The following is a 17,204-nucleotide window of genomic DNA, read 5'->3' as shown; positions in this document are numbered from 1 at the left end:
GTTTCAACTATTGTGAAAGAGCTTTCCCCGTTTTTGGATCAACCTGAACCTCATCGACAACGTGGCCTTTTTCGTAAAAATAGCGAAGAACACCTGTCTCTTTTGTAGAAGGTCGAAAAACACGCCCATCACCTGTTGTACATGCAGATTCAGTTGCATTTGGCTCACAGAATACTTCGTGTTTGATTGAAGCAGTCATATTACCAAATTCACTTTGAACTTCACTACACTTATCATCTTTTGCTGGAACAAGATTTCCATCTTCATATCGAAAGTTACACTTATTTGAAAAGTCGACTCCATCAATTGATTGTGTGACGCTATTTACTTTTCCTTCGTTATTATAAGTAAAACGAGTTTTAATTTTGCCAATATTCTGTTCTAGAAGATAGTCACCACTTCTCCAGTTAGCAATTCGAAATTTATAATCAGGATGTACCTTACCAGAGTCAGCAACACAGCTAAAAGTGGTTGTCTTATTTGTACTATTTATTTCAGTCAATTTATAGAGATAGCCACTAGGACATTTTTGTGAATTCTTATGATGATCCACTTCGTTTCTGGCCATGGCCGTCGTTGCACTTATTAGAAGGATAAATATACTGATTCTTTTCATAAGCAACTTATCGGTTAAATTAACAAAATACCTTAGTAAAAAACTCGCACTTTTAAAGTGTTGTTATTACAAGGTTTATGAGGTTTAAAAGAGTACTTATTTCAATAATTGTCATCTACTGGCTTTCAGAGCGAAAGGAATCTCTTCCAATTTCTCTTCTTGTAATTCCTGAGTCCTCTATACTTTTTCCCACATGTCTTGAAATATCTGCCAAATCACTATCAACACGTTGATATTCAAAACCGTGACAATTTACATTACGTACACCAACTGCAAACTCAGAACACTCGGTATTGGAAGACTGAGCTTCTCGACTCTTCTTCTGTTCATCTAAATAGAATTTCGCAAATTTTGCACATTCATCTGGAGAAGTATCGTCCATATTTAGACAACGATCGTAAGCTTTCATTCCATCTTCACCTAACTCTTCATGAACTTGGGCCTTAAGTGCAAACTTATGAGAAATATCCTTACAATACTTATTATTATTTGAAGACTTCAAGCAACGATCCATTCTGAAGTCAAATGCTTCACAAGCATAGTCCGTTGAGTAAGAACACTTACCTTTTCTTGGAAGTGGCCTAGGCTTGCTTGAGACTTCGTTATTAGAAGTAGAAGAAGGAATTTCTGCTCCACACTTTATTTCACCTTCAACGATACTTCCTTCAACTCGTCCATCATTATTTCGTCCACATTTTGATTCAACTAAGTTAACTCGATACTCTAATTGACACCTACTACGATCAATAGAATTGGTTTTAGACTGGCAAGCATGTTGAATCTCTCTGGCCATTTTTATTTGTGCATCAGAGATAGCTTGAACATTTAGCGATTGAAATAGAAAGAAGGCTATGCAAATTAAAAATCGTTTCATAATGTCCCCAATTAAACGCCATTATATAAAGGCTTATCATCATGCATTTTCACCACAATTTTTATTCTAACACTCTTTATCGGTTTTTTATTTAGAAAACATTAAGTATTTAAAATGACTGAGACTCAATAAGATAATAAGACTTATCATACGGGACTATAAATATTTATATGCCAAGTTTTTGGTGGTCTCTATTAGTTTCTAAAGGATACTGTTGTAACATTTTGAATTTATTAAATTGTGGAAAAAAACATGGAAGTGCAGCTAGATATACTACACTCCTTAAGAAATTTATTTTATTAGACTTATAGCTTGAACCAATTGTCTTTACATTCAAGTAGATTATCATCCTTCAGAATACACTGAGTTGGACGCTCTTCTCCGTAGGCTCCTACGTAGAAATCAACAATAGTATATGATCCAAGTTTTGAGACCTTCGCGATTTCAACATATCCATCAAAGCGTAATGCTGACTCAAGGATCTCAACTAGTTTCACTTCAGATGTTGCTAAAGACATACTTGAAGTAAGTAAACAAATCGCCATAATAATTTTTTTCATAATATTCTCTCAATCTAATGTTTTGTTTTATATAGACCTATAGATAGCAGGATCACAAGACGAAGTACTTAAACATTATGAGATGTGTAGAATTTATAAGGTTTCTTATAAACAAATGATCATACTTACTTCGCTATAGTAGTAATCAAATAAACAGTATAAACGATGTATGAAGTCAAAAGGAAGCCTCCCTCAACTCTACTGATCTTACCTTGTTTCTTAAATCCAGATCCAAATAATAATAAGGACAAGGTAAGAATAGACATAACACCTATATCACGAAAAAAGATTTCTTTTTCAATTATTATAGGATGAATTACTCCTGAAATTCCCACAACAGCAAGGGTATTAAATAGGTTTGATCCGAGAACATTTCCAAGAGCAATGTCAGACTCACCCTTTCTAGCCGCTATAATAGAAGATGCAAGTTCAGGAAGAGAAGTCCCAACTGCAACAACTGTTAAGCCGACAATAATATCTGATACTCCTAAACCATGTGCAATTCCGACTGCTCCATAGACTAAAAGTCGTGAACTTAAAATTAGAAATATAAGTCCACCAACAAGCATTAAGTAAGACTTCTTTATTGGGATATGGGTATTACTTAATTCAATTTCTATCTCCTTGGCCAAAGCATCTTTTTTATTTCTTAAGCCTTCTCTTATCGTCCATCCTATTATTCCTATAAATGTAATGAGTAATATTACCGCATCAAACCTCGATAGATTTAAATCTATTAGTACCCCAATACTTACAACAGTTATAAAGAGAAGTATCGGTAACTCTTTTTTTAGGACTTGTGAATGCACTGAAATTGGAACAATAAGAGATGTAAGCCCAAGTATTAAAGCAATATTTGCAATATTTGAACCATAAGCATTACCAATGGCGATTCCAGGATTTCCTTGAATTGATGAAAGAGCTGAAACAACCATCTCTGGGGCAGAAGTACCAAAGCCAATTATCACCATACCAATAAGGAGTGGAGACATACCATAATATCTTGCGACACTTGATGCACCTTCTACAAACTTATCAGCACTTAAAACAAGAAATACAAGACCAACGATAACAGCAATAATAAAAGTTAACACTTAAACCTCTTTAAAATAAAAGCTCCAAAACTAGTACATATAATTTTGCATGATAAGCATCTATTTGTCTGCATAAAGTGATCTAAGTGCAACATTCTATTAAAATAAGTACCCCAGTGAAAGAGAACAAGCTCAACTCTATAAGATATAACTAACTTAAGTATTGAAATTACATAAAGAGCTGTTTCAAAGTTTTCTTTAGAATGTCCTGGCTCCATGCTTTAAAGTCTAGCCATTGAGGGTGCCAATTTAATGTCTTACGAGTCCATTCATTATTGCACATCTTACTATTAGAGTTCTGACTAGAATAATCAACACCACTGGCCTGTTCACCTAAAACGATTTTTGCAAATTCACTCTTCGTCATAGGACTTCCGTCACATCCTAGGTATCTTGTACCTTTCGATCCACTTTCAAGGGCCTTTACTGATAGCTCAGCGGCATCTTGGGTGTGGATTAAGTTAAGTAGTGAGTCTTTTGATGAGCTAAGTTTCATCTTATTTTTTAAATACAGATGAGGGCCTCTGTGTTTGTCATAGAGTCCGGCCAATCTTAAAACACAACCACCTTTATCAATAACCATCTCTTCAACTGAAAATAAGCGATGCTCAGGATTTGCCTTTGAGTTTTCATTTACAACTCCTCCATTACTTTCCAAATAAACAGAAGTCGAAGAAATAAATAGAAAATTACCAGACTCATCCCAACACTTAAAAGCTTCCTCTACGAGCTCAGAGTAGTTATCTTTTGGAGGTATTGAAAATAAAATATTTGAAACTTTCGGAAGCTTTTCGCCATAACAAAGAGGAGTGATTTCTTTTGAGCTAAGCTGCGAATGTTTTCTAGTTGTATTAGTGACACCAAATACTTCTTCACCAGGAAATCTCTCTTTCCAAAGAGTTGCAACTTTCTCTCCGAGATTGCCAGCGCCAAATACCAATAAATTATTTTTCATAGAGTCACCTAAGTAAATGAAACAAAATTCTCTGCTTCATTATGCCTTTTCCTTGAGCTTGCGTAAAGAAAAGCACCTAGTCCCTTAATTCTTCTATACCAAAGGCATAAATTTGGTGTAGAAAATGAACTATGAGTTTTAATGATCACCTGGTTCTCGCCCCGATTCGTGGTGTAACCAACTACGTTTATCGCAATGCTTTGGAGCAGACATTTTCTGGCGCTGATAGTGCCATCGCTCCTTATATTGTGACAAAGCAAACAAACGAACTCAATAAGCGCCAACTTCACGATGTTCTTCCAGAAAAGAACCTTCTTCCCACCACGGCCCAAATTCTCACAAAGGAAGTTGATCAATTCCTCTATGTGGCCAATATCTATAAAGACTTTGGTGTTAAAAAAGTGAATTTAAATATGGGCTGCCCTTACCCAATGGTTGCCAATAGGACCAAAGGCTCAGGCCTTCTTCTTCATCCAGATAAAGTGGAAAAGCTTTTAACAGGAATCAAAGAAAAGTGTCCCATCGAGTTTTCAGTTAAGATTCGCCTTGGACGTGAGGATGTCTCCGAGATCAAAGAGATCATTCCCATGATCAACAAATTAGAAATCAATGACTTCACAATTCATGCTCGCTACGGAAAACAAATTTATGTTGGTGGCGTGGATCTTGATGCCTTTGAAGAGTGCTTACCTCTATTAAATACAACTCCCTGCTATAACGGAGATATCAATACAGTAGAAGATTTCAAGGCATACAAGGCCAGATTTCCTCAGATTAATCGCTGGATGGTAGGACGCGCAGGCCTTTCAAACCCGGCCCTTATGGCCCAGATCAAGGGGTCAAAATTTAATGAACAAACCTATCTGGCAAAGTTCATTGAAATGCATAAACTTATGAGCGAAGAATACCTCTCAATGGACAATGCCAAATCAGACTACCTACAAAAAATGCGAGGTCATTGGCTCTACTTCAAAGATATCTTTGAGAATGAGCACAAAGTTTATAAGAAAGTTAAAAAGGCAAAATCCATCGAGCATTATAATGACATTGTTGAATGGGCCTTTGAGCAAGATTTGAATCCCGACTTTTTGGATTAAAACATAGTCCTTAAGTAACTGACAGACATCGAAAAAACTCGCCCCCTATGTTACAAAATGATCTCTAGTTATTTGCAATAACCACGTTTAACTAACTTACCATAAGGATAGAGAATTTTTTTGTTCCAGATGCTATTTCTTTACGCGTGGTCAACGAAAAAGCACCTATCTGGATTCAAGAAAAAGAGCTTGGAACCTTGTTTATTTCTTATATTCAGCATAATTCTTTATTACTACATCAATTGTTTTTGTATCAACATTAAAAGTGCACAATTTATATGACTCTTCAAATGGAACCTCATTAATTCCTTTCTGAATAGCCTTACGATATTTACGGTTCATCAAAACTTTAAAGTCATGAAGCTCATTAATACCTATAGCATCTTTATAATTAGAAATTTCTTTACGAACGATTTTAAATATTCTCCTACCATTTTCGATACTATAAGCAACAAATTTTGAACATGACTTAGCACTATTAATTTTTCTCCTTGCTTTAATCCAATCCTCAGGACTATCGACAGTTCCATAACCGGTTTTAGTATTTTTAAAACTTTGCAAAGATTCATTTAGTAAGTCATAACCATCATAGACTTCAGTTATTGCTTTTAATAATTGCTTATGTGAAGAAAGATATTCTTTAGTCTTTTCTCTTACTTCTAAAGCAGACTGTGTATCACCGAATGAATATTGAGCATTGGTCACAATTAGAAAATTAAATAGCACAAGACGTAATAGTAGATTCATATTATCCCTCTTAAGATATAAATGAATAATAGATAGCTACACTTCGTCACTTCTTAATCTAAACTTAATATATTCACCGAAGACAACCTCAATAATTTCAAGCACATACCAGCACTGTAACAATGAAGTGAATAACAAAATGAACACCTTACAACGCGAACCTCCACCCACTCTCAAGAGAAAAAAATTCAAAAAAAATGACCATAGTGATAAACTTCTGCCCACATAAAAAAGGAATTAAAAAGTGCCTGAGTTACCCGAAGTCGAAACCATCAAATCACAACTCTCTCACGTTCTCCCAATGGAGATCGAGGAAGTCGCATACTCTGATGTGAGTGATTCCATTGTTAAGGATAAGGACTTCAATCCTAAGGGCATGACTCTTGAGCGTGTGGAGCGCCAGGGAAAGGTTCTGCGTTTTTTCTTTGAGGATCAAGATGGGAATGAGTGGCGTGCGATTTCAGGGCTGGGAATGTCGGGGTCGTGGCGAATTGCAACGGAAGAGATTACTGAAAAGCATACTCATGTAAAACTCATTGGGACAAATGCAAAAGGGCCAATTCATCTAGGCTACATTGACCCTCGCCGCTTTGGTGTCTTTCACCTCTACTCTCCACCAAATGAGGCCACATGGCTTACACGCTTAGGCCCTGATGTATCAAAAGAAGAATTCACTCTTGATTATCTTTTGATGCTAAAAAAAGAGCGTCCCAATAAAGTGTTAAAACCATTTCTCTTAGAGCAAAACTTCTTTGCCGGTGTTGGCAATTATATGGCCAGCGAAATTTGTGCAAGAGCAGGAGTTCGTCCAACGCGAAGAATGAAGACCCTAACGAAGCTTGAGCTTGAAAAAGTTTATATGGCCGTAAAGATTGTTCTCGATGATTCCATCAGCACAGGTGGTACAACTTTTTCTGGTGGCTATCAAGATGCCTTTGGTGAAAAAGGTGAAGGTGTAAAAAACCTTGTTGTCTTTTATCAAAAGGTTTGTGGCCTATGTAAAGAGACAGAAGTTAAGAAGATCACTCTTGCTCAGCGAGGAACTTACTACTGTCCAAAGTGTCAGAAATAATCAACCTTCTTGTTGCTTCTTTTTATCTAATTCTTCTTTTAATGGACAACGAAAAATCTGTTTAACAATATCACTGTAAGGCTTACTAAAGAAAGCTAAGTAGATTTCTAAAACGACCAAAACGATTGCAATAGGAAGTCCAGATGGATCCAGCACAATATGCACAAGCAATATATTGAGAATAATTGGTGCAAGAACAACAAGGGCCAATGGAACGAAGACTCCAATCATAAGAAGAGCACCACAAGTTATTTCTGTTATTTTTAAAAGCGGAAAGAAATACTTGGCAGCAACAAGACCTCCCATAAAAGTTTGAAGATCCTTAGGCATATTCTCTGGCGGTGGAAGGAGATTAAAAAGTCCCGCTATTCCAAAAAATACAAATAAAAAACCAAGAATTAATCGCGCTATAGTTGGTAACTTCGTCTTCATCGGAATCTCCTAATTATAGTTATTAAGGAATTATTTCGGTGAAGGAAGAAAAGTTGTACTTAATTTACTTAAAGATTTACGACTAATGTACTTACTCTTTTATTAGATAAGTAAGTCTTCAGGTATCTCATAACCATTTAATTGGTTTACAAGATAGAAGCGTCTAGATTTTGTAATAATACGAAAGAAGTCATTTCCAATTTCAGGATCACGTAGCTTTTTACGTAAACGACTTAAATTCACATCAATTGTATTTTCACTAGAAGAACCAAAGAGACTTTTTGATATAATTTCTCTTTCTCCATTACCGGCACGATTAATGGCCCTAAAGAGGTCCATGTCAGTGCGTCCGATGATAGAGAATAATTTATAGATTTCTAAAGTAACGAGACGATTAAAAAGAACTTCGATAAAGTCTGAGTCATTTAAACTTTTAAAAGTAAAGAGCTCTCCACCCATATGAATAATACGCTTGTTTCGATCCCCAAAGAAGTCCCCTACTAAGTAGACAAAGTTTGCATCAATATATTGAATCTCATCAATTAATTTATCTTTAAACTCTATCGACTCATCATCTAGATCGAGAATAAGTAACTCACCAACGCCATTATACTTAGGAAATTTTTTAATATACTCAATTTTAAGGCCGCTCTTTTCTTCAATCTTATCCTCTAGATATAGTTTGTTTTCATTTGCAGTGTAGGCCATTAATCTCATTGTCATCTCAAATTATTTTTTAGTTTCATTCTTTAATAAGTGTCCTGGAATCTCATAATTAGTCAGACAACTCACAATGTAAAGTCGTCCATTTTTAGTAATGATTCTAAAGAAGTCATTTCCAACATTTGGGTCCCTTAATTTTTTTCTTAAACGACTTAAGTTGACATCAATAGTACTCTCACTTGTGGAGCCAAAAATTAATTCACTTAACTTTGACTTTTCTCCATTACCCGCTCGGTGAATAAATCTAAATAATTCAACATCAGTTGGACTCACCAAGTGTAGTAATTTAAACATTTCCTTTTGATGAATTCGTCTTATGATTTCTGAAATAAAATCTTCTTCACTTAAGCTTTTCATAATAGGGCAATTGCCCCCTAGCGAAATAAATCGGCCGATATTATCCCCTTGCAGCGTGTCAGTTAAGAATAAGAACTTAACTTTTGTGTATTGAACCTCATCCAGAAGCTCATCTGTAACTTCATCGAGCTCAACAAATAGGATTTCACCAGGCCCCAGATCATAAGGAAGCTCATCTAAATACACAAAATTGGCACTACAAATGGATTCTATTGCCGATTCTCTAAAGATTTTCTTTTGATTTGGCGTATAAGCCATTAATTTTATTGCCATAATAAACCTTACGTATTTGTAAGTAAATAATATTGCCTAAACATAATATCATTATTGAGTACCAAATAACAATTCTTGGTAATCGATAAAACTGGAGGTTAATACAATGAAAGAGAAAAGAGTTTTTGAGAACATTGCAAAATTGATTAAACAAAGAAGACGCAGCTTGTCACCTAAGGTATCTCAACAAGGTTTATCTTATCGACTAGGTTACAAGAACGGTCAATTTATCAGCAATATTGAAAGAGGACTTTGTTCTGTTCCATTAAGATCACTAAATTCTATTTGTGATGTCTTAAAAGTATCAAAAGAAGAACTAAGGGAAACTCTGCTAAAAGATTATGCAGAGACGATTGATAATTACTTCGCAGAAGCTGAGGGCGAGCAGGAAGAAAGTTCTCAGAGAGTTTCTAGCGACAATGGCAAGGAAATTAAAAGAAATTTCGAATTTGCTAGTAATTACGTAGTCTAGGGTCTAGCTAGACTACGCATTTCACCCTCGTCAATCTCTCAAGCACAACGATTCTATACTAATGAGATTGGCGGGGAACTTTTCAAGTATATAAGTTTCAGGCATAATTCGTCCAGTACAGATTTTATGACTAGGAACATATATAATGAATTCACAATCCTCACCTTTACGTAAATTAATTAATCATTTTAACAATAAAAAAGGCCAAATTTATACGGCCTCAACTTTTTCTATTCTCAATAAAATTTTCGATATTGCTCCACCACTATTAATAGGTCTTGCTGTCGATACCGTTGTTAAACAAGAGGAATCTTTTTTAGCAGAGATGGGAATTAGTGATAAGATCCATCAGATCTATATCTTGGCCATTTTAACTTTTATTATTTGGGCACTAGAATCACTCTTTGAATACCTCTTAAAAGTATGGTGGCGAGGTCTGGCGCAAGAAGTTCAACACGACCTTCGAATGGAAGCCTATGATCACCTTCAAAATCTTCATATTTCTTTTTATCAAGAACAGAATTCAGGGAATTTAACGACTGTTTTAAATGATGACATTAATCAGCTAGAGAGATTTCTTGATATTGGTGCAAATGATATTATTCAAACACTAACAACAGTTGTCTCTATTGGTGCAATCTTCTTTTACTTATCACCACAAATTGCCCTACTCTCTCTTACGCCGGTACCTTTCATTTTATGGGGAAGCTTCTACTTCCAAAGAAAAGTTCAGCCACGTTATCAAAATGTAAGAAGTGAAGCGGGCCTTCTAGCAAGTATGTTAGTAAATAATATTGCAGGTATGATGACTATTAAGTCATATGTGGCCCAAAAGTTTGAATACAATCGTCTCGAAAAACAATCAAATCGCTACGCTAGAGCAAATAAAGAGGCCATTAGAGTATCCTCTTCATTTAGCCCTATAATTCGTATGGCCGTTTTATGTGGTTTTCTTTTCACTTTAACAATAGGTGCATCTCAAGTCTTTGATGGATCATTAGAAGTGGGCTCATATTCAGTGTTAATCTTTTTAGTTCAAAGGCTTCTGTGGCCTCTAACTCGCCTGGGTGAAACTTTTGATCTCTACCAACGTTCAATGGCATCCACTTCTCGTGTCATGGACCTACTTGAAACAGAGATTAAAGTCATTGATGGAAAAGAAGAATTGGAAAGCTTTGATGGTGAAGTAAGTTTTGAAAATATCAATTTCAAATATGATGAAGAAGACAACACTGGACTTAAAGATATCACTCTTAAAATTCAAGCAGGACAAACTGTTGCTCTTGTTGGTCCAACAGGCTCGGGAAAAAGTACAATGCTAAAACTTCTTCAGCGCTTCTATGATCCTCAATCAGGCCATGTTAACTTTGATGGTAGAAACCTAAAAGAGCTAAAGCAAAACTCTCTTCGCTCTCATATTGGTTTTGTTTCACAAGACACTTACCTTTTTCACGGAACTGTTCTAGACAATATTATTTACGGATCAAATGATGCAACGGAAGTCGATGCCATGAAGGCCGCAAAATTAGCGGAGGCCCATGACTTTATTGAGCTCCTTCCCCAAGGCTATCAAACAATAGTAGGAGAAAGAGGACAAAAGCTCTCAGGAGGCCAGAGGCAGCGTATTGCAATTGCGAGGGCCATCCTAAAGGATCCAAAGCTATTTATCTTTGATGAGGCCACAAGCGCTATTGATAACGAGACAGAGGCCGCCATTCAAAGATCACTTAAGACCATCACTCAAGGTCGTACAACAGTTATGGTTGCCCACCGTCTTTCGACAATTATTCATGCAGATCAAATCTGTGTATTAAATGAAGGAAGAATTGAACAACGTGGAACTCATGAGGAGCTAATTAAACAAGATGGACTCTATCGTGCGCTATGGAATGTTCAAACTGGAAATGTTTAAGAATTAAAAAGCAAAACGAAGTGATGAATAGATGGTGTCGTTAGCTCGATAAGCTGACCAATAAGAGTTCTTCTTTGGCGACTTAATAAGCTCGGCACCTAGATTCACACTTGCACTTCCTGCCCAGAAGGCATAAGTTGCTTCGGCCTTTAAAATGATATCTTCTCTTTCAAAGTCATATTTAAGATCACCCATTACATTAATGAAGTCAGTAAAATAGTAACGCCCTCTCATCCCAAGAGCACTTGCCCACTTTGCTGTATCAGAGAAGAAGTCATCTGAACCACGCTGATTATTAGTCAGAAGATTAATATAGTTTAAAGAAAACATATAATAACCTTGATTCACATTAAATGAGATTGAGGCATAACTTTCTTTTTCATAGTTTGGCTCAATAACAAAATAGTCAGACTCAAATGTCTTATCTTCTTCACGACTAAAGTCTACAACTTTAAAGTCGTTTCCAAATGTTGCTGTAGGATCATTCATATCAATTGAAGCAACCATCTGAACATCGCCTAGTTGTTGCTTATATTGAATTCCATAAAATAAATGGTGGTTTACAAGTGGAGATGCATCAACTGCAACACGATCATTATCTTGATCAAAGCGTGCCTCAGCATTCATCTGAAGACTATTTTGTGGCTTATAGATAAAGAAGGCCGAGATCTCAGCGTTTCTTTCCTCATTTGAACCAGATAACCTAAATCCAAGAGATTTATTTTTAACAACATCATTATAGATATTAGGCATATTAATATTGTAATAAATAGGAAGAAGATTTCCTTCTAGAACTGTATACTTTGGAGGAAGTCTTACCCACTCACTTCGACTCGTAATATTTCCATCTTCAACTTCAAGACTAGGATTTAATCCAGGAACAAAGAAGTAAGAGAAGAATACTGAGAAGTTAATATTCTTATTAAACTTGTGATCGTATTGAATCCCAACTAGTCCTTCTTTCTTTTCTGATAAGAGATAGAAGCCTTGATTTGGATTTAAGGTATTTAATAACCAATAGTCTTCGTTTTCATTCCATCTTAATAACTGGCGGCCTACACTGATACGATTCTCATCATCTTTAAACTCAACATAAGCTTCAGGAGCAGAGAAATTAAAAGCTGCCTCTTTACTTACATAGGCCCTAGCTGCAAATTCACCATATACTTTTGCATTCCACATCTTTGATTCATAATTCCCTTCAATTTGGGCCCAATCGTCATATTCAGACTTCTTGGCAGGATCATTTAAGCGTTGGAACTTCTCATACGAGATGCTTCCATCTAGTTGCGCTAGCGTAGATAGGCTTGAAATTGACAAGCAAAGTAATGTAAATCTTTTGATGAAATTATTCATTAAAGATTATTAAATCAGAAAAGGTTCACAAATAGAAGAACTTAAAGCCAACCTAGTAGCCATTACCCTAGGTGTTAACAGTTTGGACACTTATCCGTCAGATTATGTGTACAAACTTAACGCACATTGCAAAAACATTACAAATTATACGGTTATTCCTTTTCATTTAACTAGAAATTTTCTAGAATTTTATCGTGAACAACATGAACAAGTACATTAACACATTGAAATTACGTAATTTCTTTGCTTTTCTAGCAATTTCTTTACTCATTTCCTCATGTGGATTTATTAATGATGACCCAGTCGACGGAGCAGATATCGCTGAGTACGACGGGATTTCAGCTAGTTGTAAAATCGACACCGATAGAATTAAGAAAATTTTTGAAGTTAATATTGAAAAAGAGCTTAATTGTGTCCAAGACACCCTAAATAAGTTCAAATATGTTGAAAGTCGTGACAAGCGCTTCTTCTTTAGAGAAGACATCGTACGCTTTGCTAGAAAGTATATGAACAACCCTCCTGGCTCTGCTGACGATATTATCGAAGGGCTTGATCTACTCTTTAAATTAAACTCTCTACTTCAAAGAGATACCCCAGGACAAATGTCTCGTTCAAAAATTGATTCATTCTTTGCTATCTTAAAAGAGATTAATCGCTCTGGTGTAAAGATTGTTGATACAGTTAAAGAGATGCAAAAAGTTGAGACTTTAAAAGAGTACGAAAAACTTTCTGCTCAAATGAGACAACAATCAAATGTTCTTGCAGATAATATCAATGTAATTCTAAGAGATATTCCAGGTCCTGCACAGGCCATCGATATTCAGGATCTAATTTTAGATATCACGAAAGACCTAAAAGACTTTAAACTTGGTAAAGAAGTTATCAACTCTCTTCTATTCGCTAAGAAGCTATTTCTTGGTGGATCGAGAATCTATATTGACTCTGATGAATTCGCCCAATTATTTACTTTTCTACCAGTATTCTTAGAGAATATTGCAGATATCTTCTTCCTAAAGAAAGAATACTATAAGGATGGTTCAGCCTACTTTAATGAGCTTGCAAATAATATTGAAGAATTAAAACTCTATGTTTACGAGCACCAGAAAGAAGAGAATATCATCACTATTGATGATATCAATAATATCATCGACGAGTTCTTTACTTCAGATGATATCATCTCAAAAATTCTGGGAACAAATGAAGAGACAAATAGAAAACTAAAAGCATTACTACGTTACGCGAAACGAGATCTAATCAGAGGTAATCCAGAAGTATTCTCATACTCTGATGTAGAACTTGCCCTTAGCTTAATTAATGTGGGGATTCGCTCATTTGAGTCGGTAAATATATTAACTGACTTAGTTAAAGAAATCGAAGATAAAGACTTTGATCGCAAGGTTGTAATCAAAAAAGAATTTCGTGCAGAAATTGGAAAGCTTAGTACTAATGCTAAGAAGCTTTTAAATGAAGACATTACAATTCCTCGTGATCACCAAATGAATATTCTGCAATTTGCAGATGATATTATTGAGTTATACGAATTAGATATTAGAGATGATTTTACAAACTCTCTTCTTGCTCTAAAAGTACTAACAACAGGTGGAACAAGAGAAGTTTTACAACTACCAGAACTCTTAACGATTCTAAGTAAGACAGATCCACTTGCTGCCCTATTCTTTGATCTTATGTATCTTTCTAAGGACTATATTGAAAAAACATCTTTAGAAAAGAATAACTTCTTCTTAGCTCAAGTTCGCTCAGTTCAGGATCTTTTACTTGATGAACTAGATAGCGACAATGTTATTACAGTAACTGATATTAATAATATTATTGAACAATTCTTTAAAAAGCCTGAAGACTTAGAAAAAGGAATCGCTCTTAAGAACCTTGTTGGAAACTACAAAGATAATATCTTACGTCTTCCACCAAGTGTTGAGCACCTTTCTTTTAAAGAGCTTAAGTCGACAGTAAATGTTGTGGCCATTGTCTATCGCTACTTAGCATTCCTAGACTTTCATATTGAGAATGTTGAAATCTTTAAAAAGATGAAAGATGGAGAGGAGACGACAAGAAGTCTTGTTTCAAAAAAAGACTATGTAAATCGATTCCTTTCAATTAAGGCAGAGCTATCAAATTACCTACTTAATAAAGACTTTGTTAATCAAGATGGTTTAATCAAGTCACTTATTTTACGCCTAGACGAATCTCAGGCCCTATTTAAGAAAGAATTTAATACAGCACTCTACTCTCAAGCAATGTCTTTAAAAGGGCTTGTACTTGGTGGTAATAACTTAATCATCAATAGAGACGACTTATATCACTTAACTGAAATGTCAGAAGGTCTAGCGGAAGTATTATATGATGCTTTCTTTACAGACTTCTCTATTGAGTCTGATTCAGTTCAAAATACGGCAACTGCTCTAAAGTTAATCCGTAAGGTGAAGTCAATCCTTCACCCAGTAACTGAAAAGAGAGACTTCTTCTCAGCAAAGGATATTCTAAGTTTTGCAAATGAAGTCTTACTAGAAGTTAATCGTCGAAAAGATAAGCCTAAAGATGAGGCCGATCTTATCAATATGAATAACTTTAAGAGAACTCTAATTGAGTTCACTCAAAGAGTTTTTGATCCAGTTCCTCGATCAGAGTTAATGTATCCAATTCCATGTAAACCAAACCCTGCATATGATCCAGATAAGCAAGGTAGTTCAAAATGGATTTGTTCTGAACTTGATCCTCCGGGAAGTGAAAACTTTGATCTCATGATCTCAAGTGATGCTATTGATCGTATTTTTGAAATCATCGATGGAGCAATTGAAGCACAATTATTCTCTGATGCGACGTTTAGATTCTTCAGTGATCGTATGCAATCTCCTGACCCAGTTTATATTGATCAGAGAGAGTTCCCAACCGAATTAGAAGTACCTGAGTACAAATTAATTACGAAAAAGTCATACGTTATCCTGACTGAGGAATTTGCAAAGGTAGCAAGGGACTTCCGTTACTTTAGAAATAAAGATGGCTTCCCTACTTATCAAGCGCAAATCGTAAGAAATAAGACAGGTTTTAACTCAATCATGCTCTTTAGAAATGTCCTTCCTTACGTACTTGAAGGGTACGCTGTTGAAGGAGACACGACTAACCCAAGAGTATCGAAAGGCCTAAGAGATAACCAACTCAATAACGCTCTAGTTGGTTTAAAGGCAGCTCTTGAAGAAATGGGACTTTGGACTGACGACTTCAAAACATTTGGTGAAAATATCCTACTTCTATCAGATCTCTTCCAAGCAACTTCTGGTGGTGACCTTTATATTAACCTTGATGAAGTAAGTGAGTTTATTGAACTAATCTTTACAGCAGCAAAGATGACTTCTCTACTTGAGGATAATCTCTACGCTGAAAATGAGTGTTCACATCGTATTGATGAGAACGGGTTCAAAGTTATGGAGTCAAAGTGTATTCGTACGAAATTCTTTGATAAACTATTTGGAGAGAATGAAGAAAACCTTTCAAAATATTTCCCACGTCTAAAGGAATACGTGGATGCAAATAGTAGAGAGCACATCGTTCAATTTATTGAAGGTGTCGAAGTATTCTCAAGAAGTGTAGAAGATATCGATAAGGTATGGTGGAGAACAAAGGACTTCACACTAGTTATCGGTGCAATGTTAAATATCGAATCAACTTATATTAGATTTGATAAAAATGCTGATAATAAGCTCGACCAAGGAGATCTTGATCGTGGTTATGAACAAGCATACAAGAATGCAATTATTAGTATTGCGAAACTTAAAGGAAAATTAAAAACCTTTGGACGTACAGCATTCTTTTATCTACTAAAATACCATAAAGACCCAGGTGTTATTAATGTTGCTTGGACTCATATTTGGTTTAAGAAGTATTTCAAAAAATTCAAGGCCAAAAGGCTTGATATTAGTGAGCTACTGAAATTCCTTGTAGATAAGAGAAAACCTGAAGATCCTTCAATTATGTTTAAAGAAGAGCTAGCAGCTTGTGCGCTTGGAAGAACAGATGTTGATGAGGACGAACTCAATGAGATCTTTAAAGGGATGTCGACTGATATGCTCGTAGAGCAAATCAGACAATGCCATGCTGACTATGTCCAATCAGACGAAAGCGAAGCATTTTATGGAAATTTTTATTAATCAAACTGTTGCTATCTTAATCGACGGTAACAATATTGAAAGAAGCATTCACAGTGTCACAAATAACCAAAATACAATGGTTAACTTCGACACTCTTATCCCAAAGTTACTAGATAACCGCGGTCTTAATCGCCTAATCTATTTTAGAGAAGGTAAGAATATCTCATCAAAGCTGACAGAGAGACTACATAACCACTACTACGGTTCAGTTATTCCTTGTCACAAAAGTGCAGATATCCCGCTTACAATTAAAGCAACTCAACTTGCCTCAAAAGTCGATACAATCATCATATTATCTGGTGACTCTGACTATATAGAGCTAGTTCGCCACCTTAGATCTGAAGGTGTGCGTGTTGAGATTGCCTCAATTCCTGAAACAACATCTGGCCTTCTTGTTGAAGAGGCCGATTACTATCATGAAATCGATGAAAGTGATTGGTTTGAGCTACCTGGACAAAGTCGTCCAAATAGAAATAACAAGAGAAAGCATAAGAAATAGAA

The 17,204-nt window shown here is 35.6% G+C and carries 16 protein-coding genes; 6 read left to right on the top strand and 10 right to left on the bottom strand.

Going from position 1 to position 17,204, the window contains the following annotated elements; genetic code table 11:
• Positions 1-7: 7 nt before the first annotated feature.
• From ACN5L8_RS11890 to ACN5L8_RS11870, 5 genes are all read right to left on the bottom strand, one after another.
• A complete protein-coding gene (locus tag ACN5L8_RS11890; protein ID WP_419173109.1) occupies positions 8-616 on the bottom strand; it encodes a hypothetical protein in 609 nt (202 codons plus the stop codon).
• Positions 617-731: 115 nt separating this feature from the next.
• On the bottom strand, positions 732-1,490 hold the full coding sequence (locus tag ACN5L8_RS11885; RefSeq protein ID WP_412473609.1) for a hypothetical protein: 759 nt from the start codon (positions 1,488-1,490) through the stop codon (positions 732-734).
• 305 nt (positions 1,491-1,795) lie between these two features.
• Positions 1,796-2,050: a hypothetical protein gene (locus ACN5L8_RS11880; protein ID WP_120405190.1), complete on the bottom strand. Its 255-nt coding sequence runs from the start codon at positions 2,048-2,050 to the stop codon at positions 1,796-1,798.
• Between the two features lie 125 nt (positions 2,051-2,175).
• Positions 2,176-3,144 carry a calcium/sodium antiporter gene (locus tag ACN5L8_RS11875; RefSeq protein ID WP_419173108.1) on the bottom strand — a complete coding sequence of 323 codons (969 nt, stop codon included), beginning with the start codon at positions 3,142-3,144 and terminating at the stop codon, positions 2,176-2,178.
• Positions 3,145-3,313: 169 nt separating this feature from the next.
• Positions 3,314-4,099, bottom strand: coding sequence for a hypothetical protein (locus ACN5L8_RS11870; RefSeq protein ID WP_419173107.1), 786 nt, complete (start codon positions 4,097-4,099; stop codon positions 3,314-3,316).
• 131 nt (positions 4,100-4,230) lie between these two features.
• On the opposite strand from ACN5L8_RS11870, the gene ACN5L8_RS11865 reads away from it, so the two are divergent.
• Positions 4,231-5,196: a tRNA-dihydrouridine synthase family protein gene (locus ACN5L8_RS11865; protein ID WP_419173106.1), complete on the top strand. Its 966-nt coding sequence runs from the start codon at positions 4,231-4,233 to the stop codon at positions 5,194-5,196.
• Positions 5,197-5,397: 201 nt separating this feature from the next.
• Here ACN5L8_RS11865 and ACN5L8_RS11860 read toward each other — a convergent pair whose 3' ends face one another.
• On the bottom strand, positions 5,398-5,943 hold the full coding sequence (locus ACN5L8_RS11860) for a hypothetical protein (RefSeq protein WP_419173105.1): 546 nt from the start codon (positions 5,941-5,943) through the stop codon (positions 5,398-5,400).
• A 244-nt stretch (positions 5,944-6,187) separates the two neighbouring features.
• On the opposite strand from ACN5L8_RS11860, the gene ACN5L8_RS11855 reads away from it, so the two are divergent.
• A complete protein-coding gene (locus ACN5L8_RS11855; protein ID WP_334678195.1) occupies positions 6,188-7,015 on the top strand; it encodes an Fpg/Nei family DNA glycosylase in 828 nt (275 codons plus the stop codon).
• On the opposite strand, the gene ACN5L8_RS11850 is transcribed toward ACN5L8_RS11855, so the two are convergent.
• The 3 genes from ACN5L8_RS11850 to ACN5L8_RS11840 form a co-directional block, all read right to left on the bottom strand.
• The gene (locus ACN5L8_RS11850) at positions 7,016-7,447 is read right to left on the bottom strand and encodes a DoxX family protein (RefSeq protein ID WP_120405201.1); all 432 of its coding nucleotides are present in this window, start codon (positions 7,445-7,447) and stop codon (positions 7,016-7,018) included.
• 102 nt (positions 7,448-7,549) lie between these two features.
• Positions 7,550-8,155, bottom strand: a complete 606-nt coding sequence (locus ACN5L8_RS11845) for a hypothetical protein (RefSeq protein ID WP_419173104.1) — start codon at positions 8,153-8,155, stop codon at positions 7,550-7,552.
• Between the two features lie 21 nt (positions 8,156-8,176).
• Positions 8,177-8,800, bottom strand: a complete 624-nt coding sequence (locus ACN5L8_RS11840) for a hypothetical protein (protein ID WP_419173103.1) — start codon at positions 8,798-8,800, stop codon at positions 8,177-8,179.
• A gap of 106 nt (positions 8,801-8,906) precedes the next feature.
• Between ACN5L8_RS11840 and ACN5L8_RS11835 the strand changes: the two genes are divergently transcribed.
• A complete protein-coding gene (locus tag ACN5L8_RS11835) occupies positions 8,907-9,272 on the top strand; it encodes a helix-turn-helix domain-containing protein (RefSeq protein ID WP_114705256.1) in 366 nt (121 codons plus the stop codon).
• Between the two features lie 145 nt (positions 9,273-9,417).
• Positions 9,418-11,184, top strand: a complete 1,767-nt coding sequence (locus ACN5L8_RS11830) for an ABC transporter ATP-binding protein (RefSeq protein ID WP_120405204.1) — start codon at positions 9,418-9,420, stop codon at positions 11,182-11,184.
• Between the two features lie 3 nt (positions 11,185-11,187).
• On the opposite strand, the gene ACN5L8_RS11825 is transcribed toward ACN5L8_RS11830, so the two are convergent.
• Positions 11,188-12,540, bottom strand: coding sequence for a hypothetical protein (locus ACN5L8_RS11825; protein ID WP_162929658.1), 1,353 nt, complete (start codon positions 12,538-12,540; stop codon positions 11,188-11,190).
• A 224-nt stretch (positions 12,541-12,764) separates the two neighbouring features.
• On the opposite strand from ACN5L8_RS11825, the gene ACN5L8_RS11820 reads away from it, so the two are divergent.
• A complete protein-coding gene (locus ACN5L8_RS11820) occupies positions 12,765-16,703 on the top strand; it encodes a hypothetical protein (protein ID WP_419173102.1) in 3,939 nt (1,312 codons plus the stop codon).
• On the top strand, positions 16,687-17,202 hold the full coding sequence (locus tag ACN5L8_RS11815) for an NYN domain-containing protein (protein WP_158536717.1): 516 nt from the start codon (positions 16,687-16,689) through the stop codon (positions 17,200-17,202). The genes ACN5L8_RS11820 and ACN5L8_RS11815 overlap by 17 nt, the downstream gene beginning before the upstream one ends.
• Positions 17,203-17,204 lie beyond the last annotated feature (2 nt).

Origin of the sequence: Halobacteriovorax sp. (genome assembly GCF_048381875.1) — a bacterium.
Taxonomy (GTDB): domain Bacteria; phylum Bdellovibrionota; class Bacteriovoracia; order Bacteriovoracales; family Bacteriovoracaceae; genus Halobacteriovorax_A; species Halobacteriovorax_A vibrionivorans.
Note: the sequence above shows the minus strand (reverse complement) of the source record. Positions and strands in the feature narration are given on the sequence as shown.

Bases quoted from the DNA above. Each gene is read 5' to 3' on its own strand.
- ACN5L8_RS11890 (WP_419173109.1), bottom strand. From the start codon at position 616: ATGAAAAGAATCAGTATATTTATCCTTCTAATAAGTGCAACGACGGCC.
- ACN5L8_RS11885 (WP_412473609.1), bottom strand. From the start codon at position 1,490: ATGAAACGATTTTTAATTTGCATAGCCTTCTTTCTATTTCAATCGCTA.
- ACN5L8_RS11880 (WP_120405190.1), bottom strand. From the start codon at position 2,050: ATGAAAAAAATTATTATGGCGATTTGTTTACTTACTTCAAGTATGTCT.
- ACN5L8_RS11870 (WP_419173107.1), bottom strand. From the start codon at position 4,099: ATGAAAAATAATTTATTGGTATTTGGCGCTGGCAATCTCGGAGAGAAA.
- ACN5L8_RS11865 (WP_419173106.1), top strand. From the start codon at position 4,231: ATGAGTTTTAATGATCACCTGGTTCTCGCCCCGATTCGTGGTGTAACC.
- ACN5L8_RS11860 (WP_419173105.1), bottom strand. From the start codon at position 5,943: ATGAATCTACTATTACGTCTTGTGCTATTTAATTTTCTAATTGTGACC.
- ACN5L8_RS11850 (WP_120405201.1), bottom strand. From the start codon at position 7,447: ATGAAGACGAAGTTACCAACTATAGCGCGATTAATTCTTGGTTTTTTA.
- ACN5L8_RS11845 (WP_419173104.1), bottom strand. From the start codon at position 8,155: ATGGCCTACACTGCAAATGAAAACAAACTATATCTAGAGGATAAGATT.
- ACN5L8_RS11840 (WP_419173103.1), bottom strand. From the start codon at position 8,800: ATGGCAATAAAATTAATGGCTTATACGCCAAATCAAAAGAAAATCTTT.
- ACN5L8_RS11835 (WP_114705256.1), top strand. From the start codon at position 8,907: ATGAAAGAGAAAAGAGTTTTTGAGAACATTGCAAAATTGATTAAACAA.
- ACN5L8_RS11830 (WP_120405204.1), top strand. From the start codon at position 9,418: ATGAATTCACAATCCTCACCTTTACGTAAATTAATTAATCATTTTAAC.
- ACN5L8_RS11825 (WP_162929658.1), bottom strand. From the start codon at position 12,540: ATGAATAATTTCATCAAAAGATTTACATTACTTTGCTTGTCAATTTCA.
- ACN5L8_RS11815 (WP_158536717.1), top strand. From the start codon at position 16,687: ATGGAAATTTTTATTAATCAAACTGTTGCTATCTTAATCGACGGTAAC.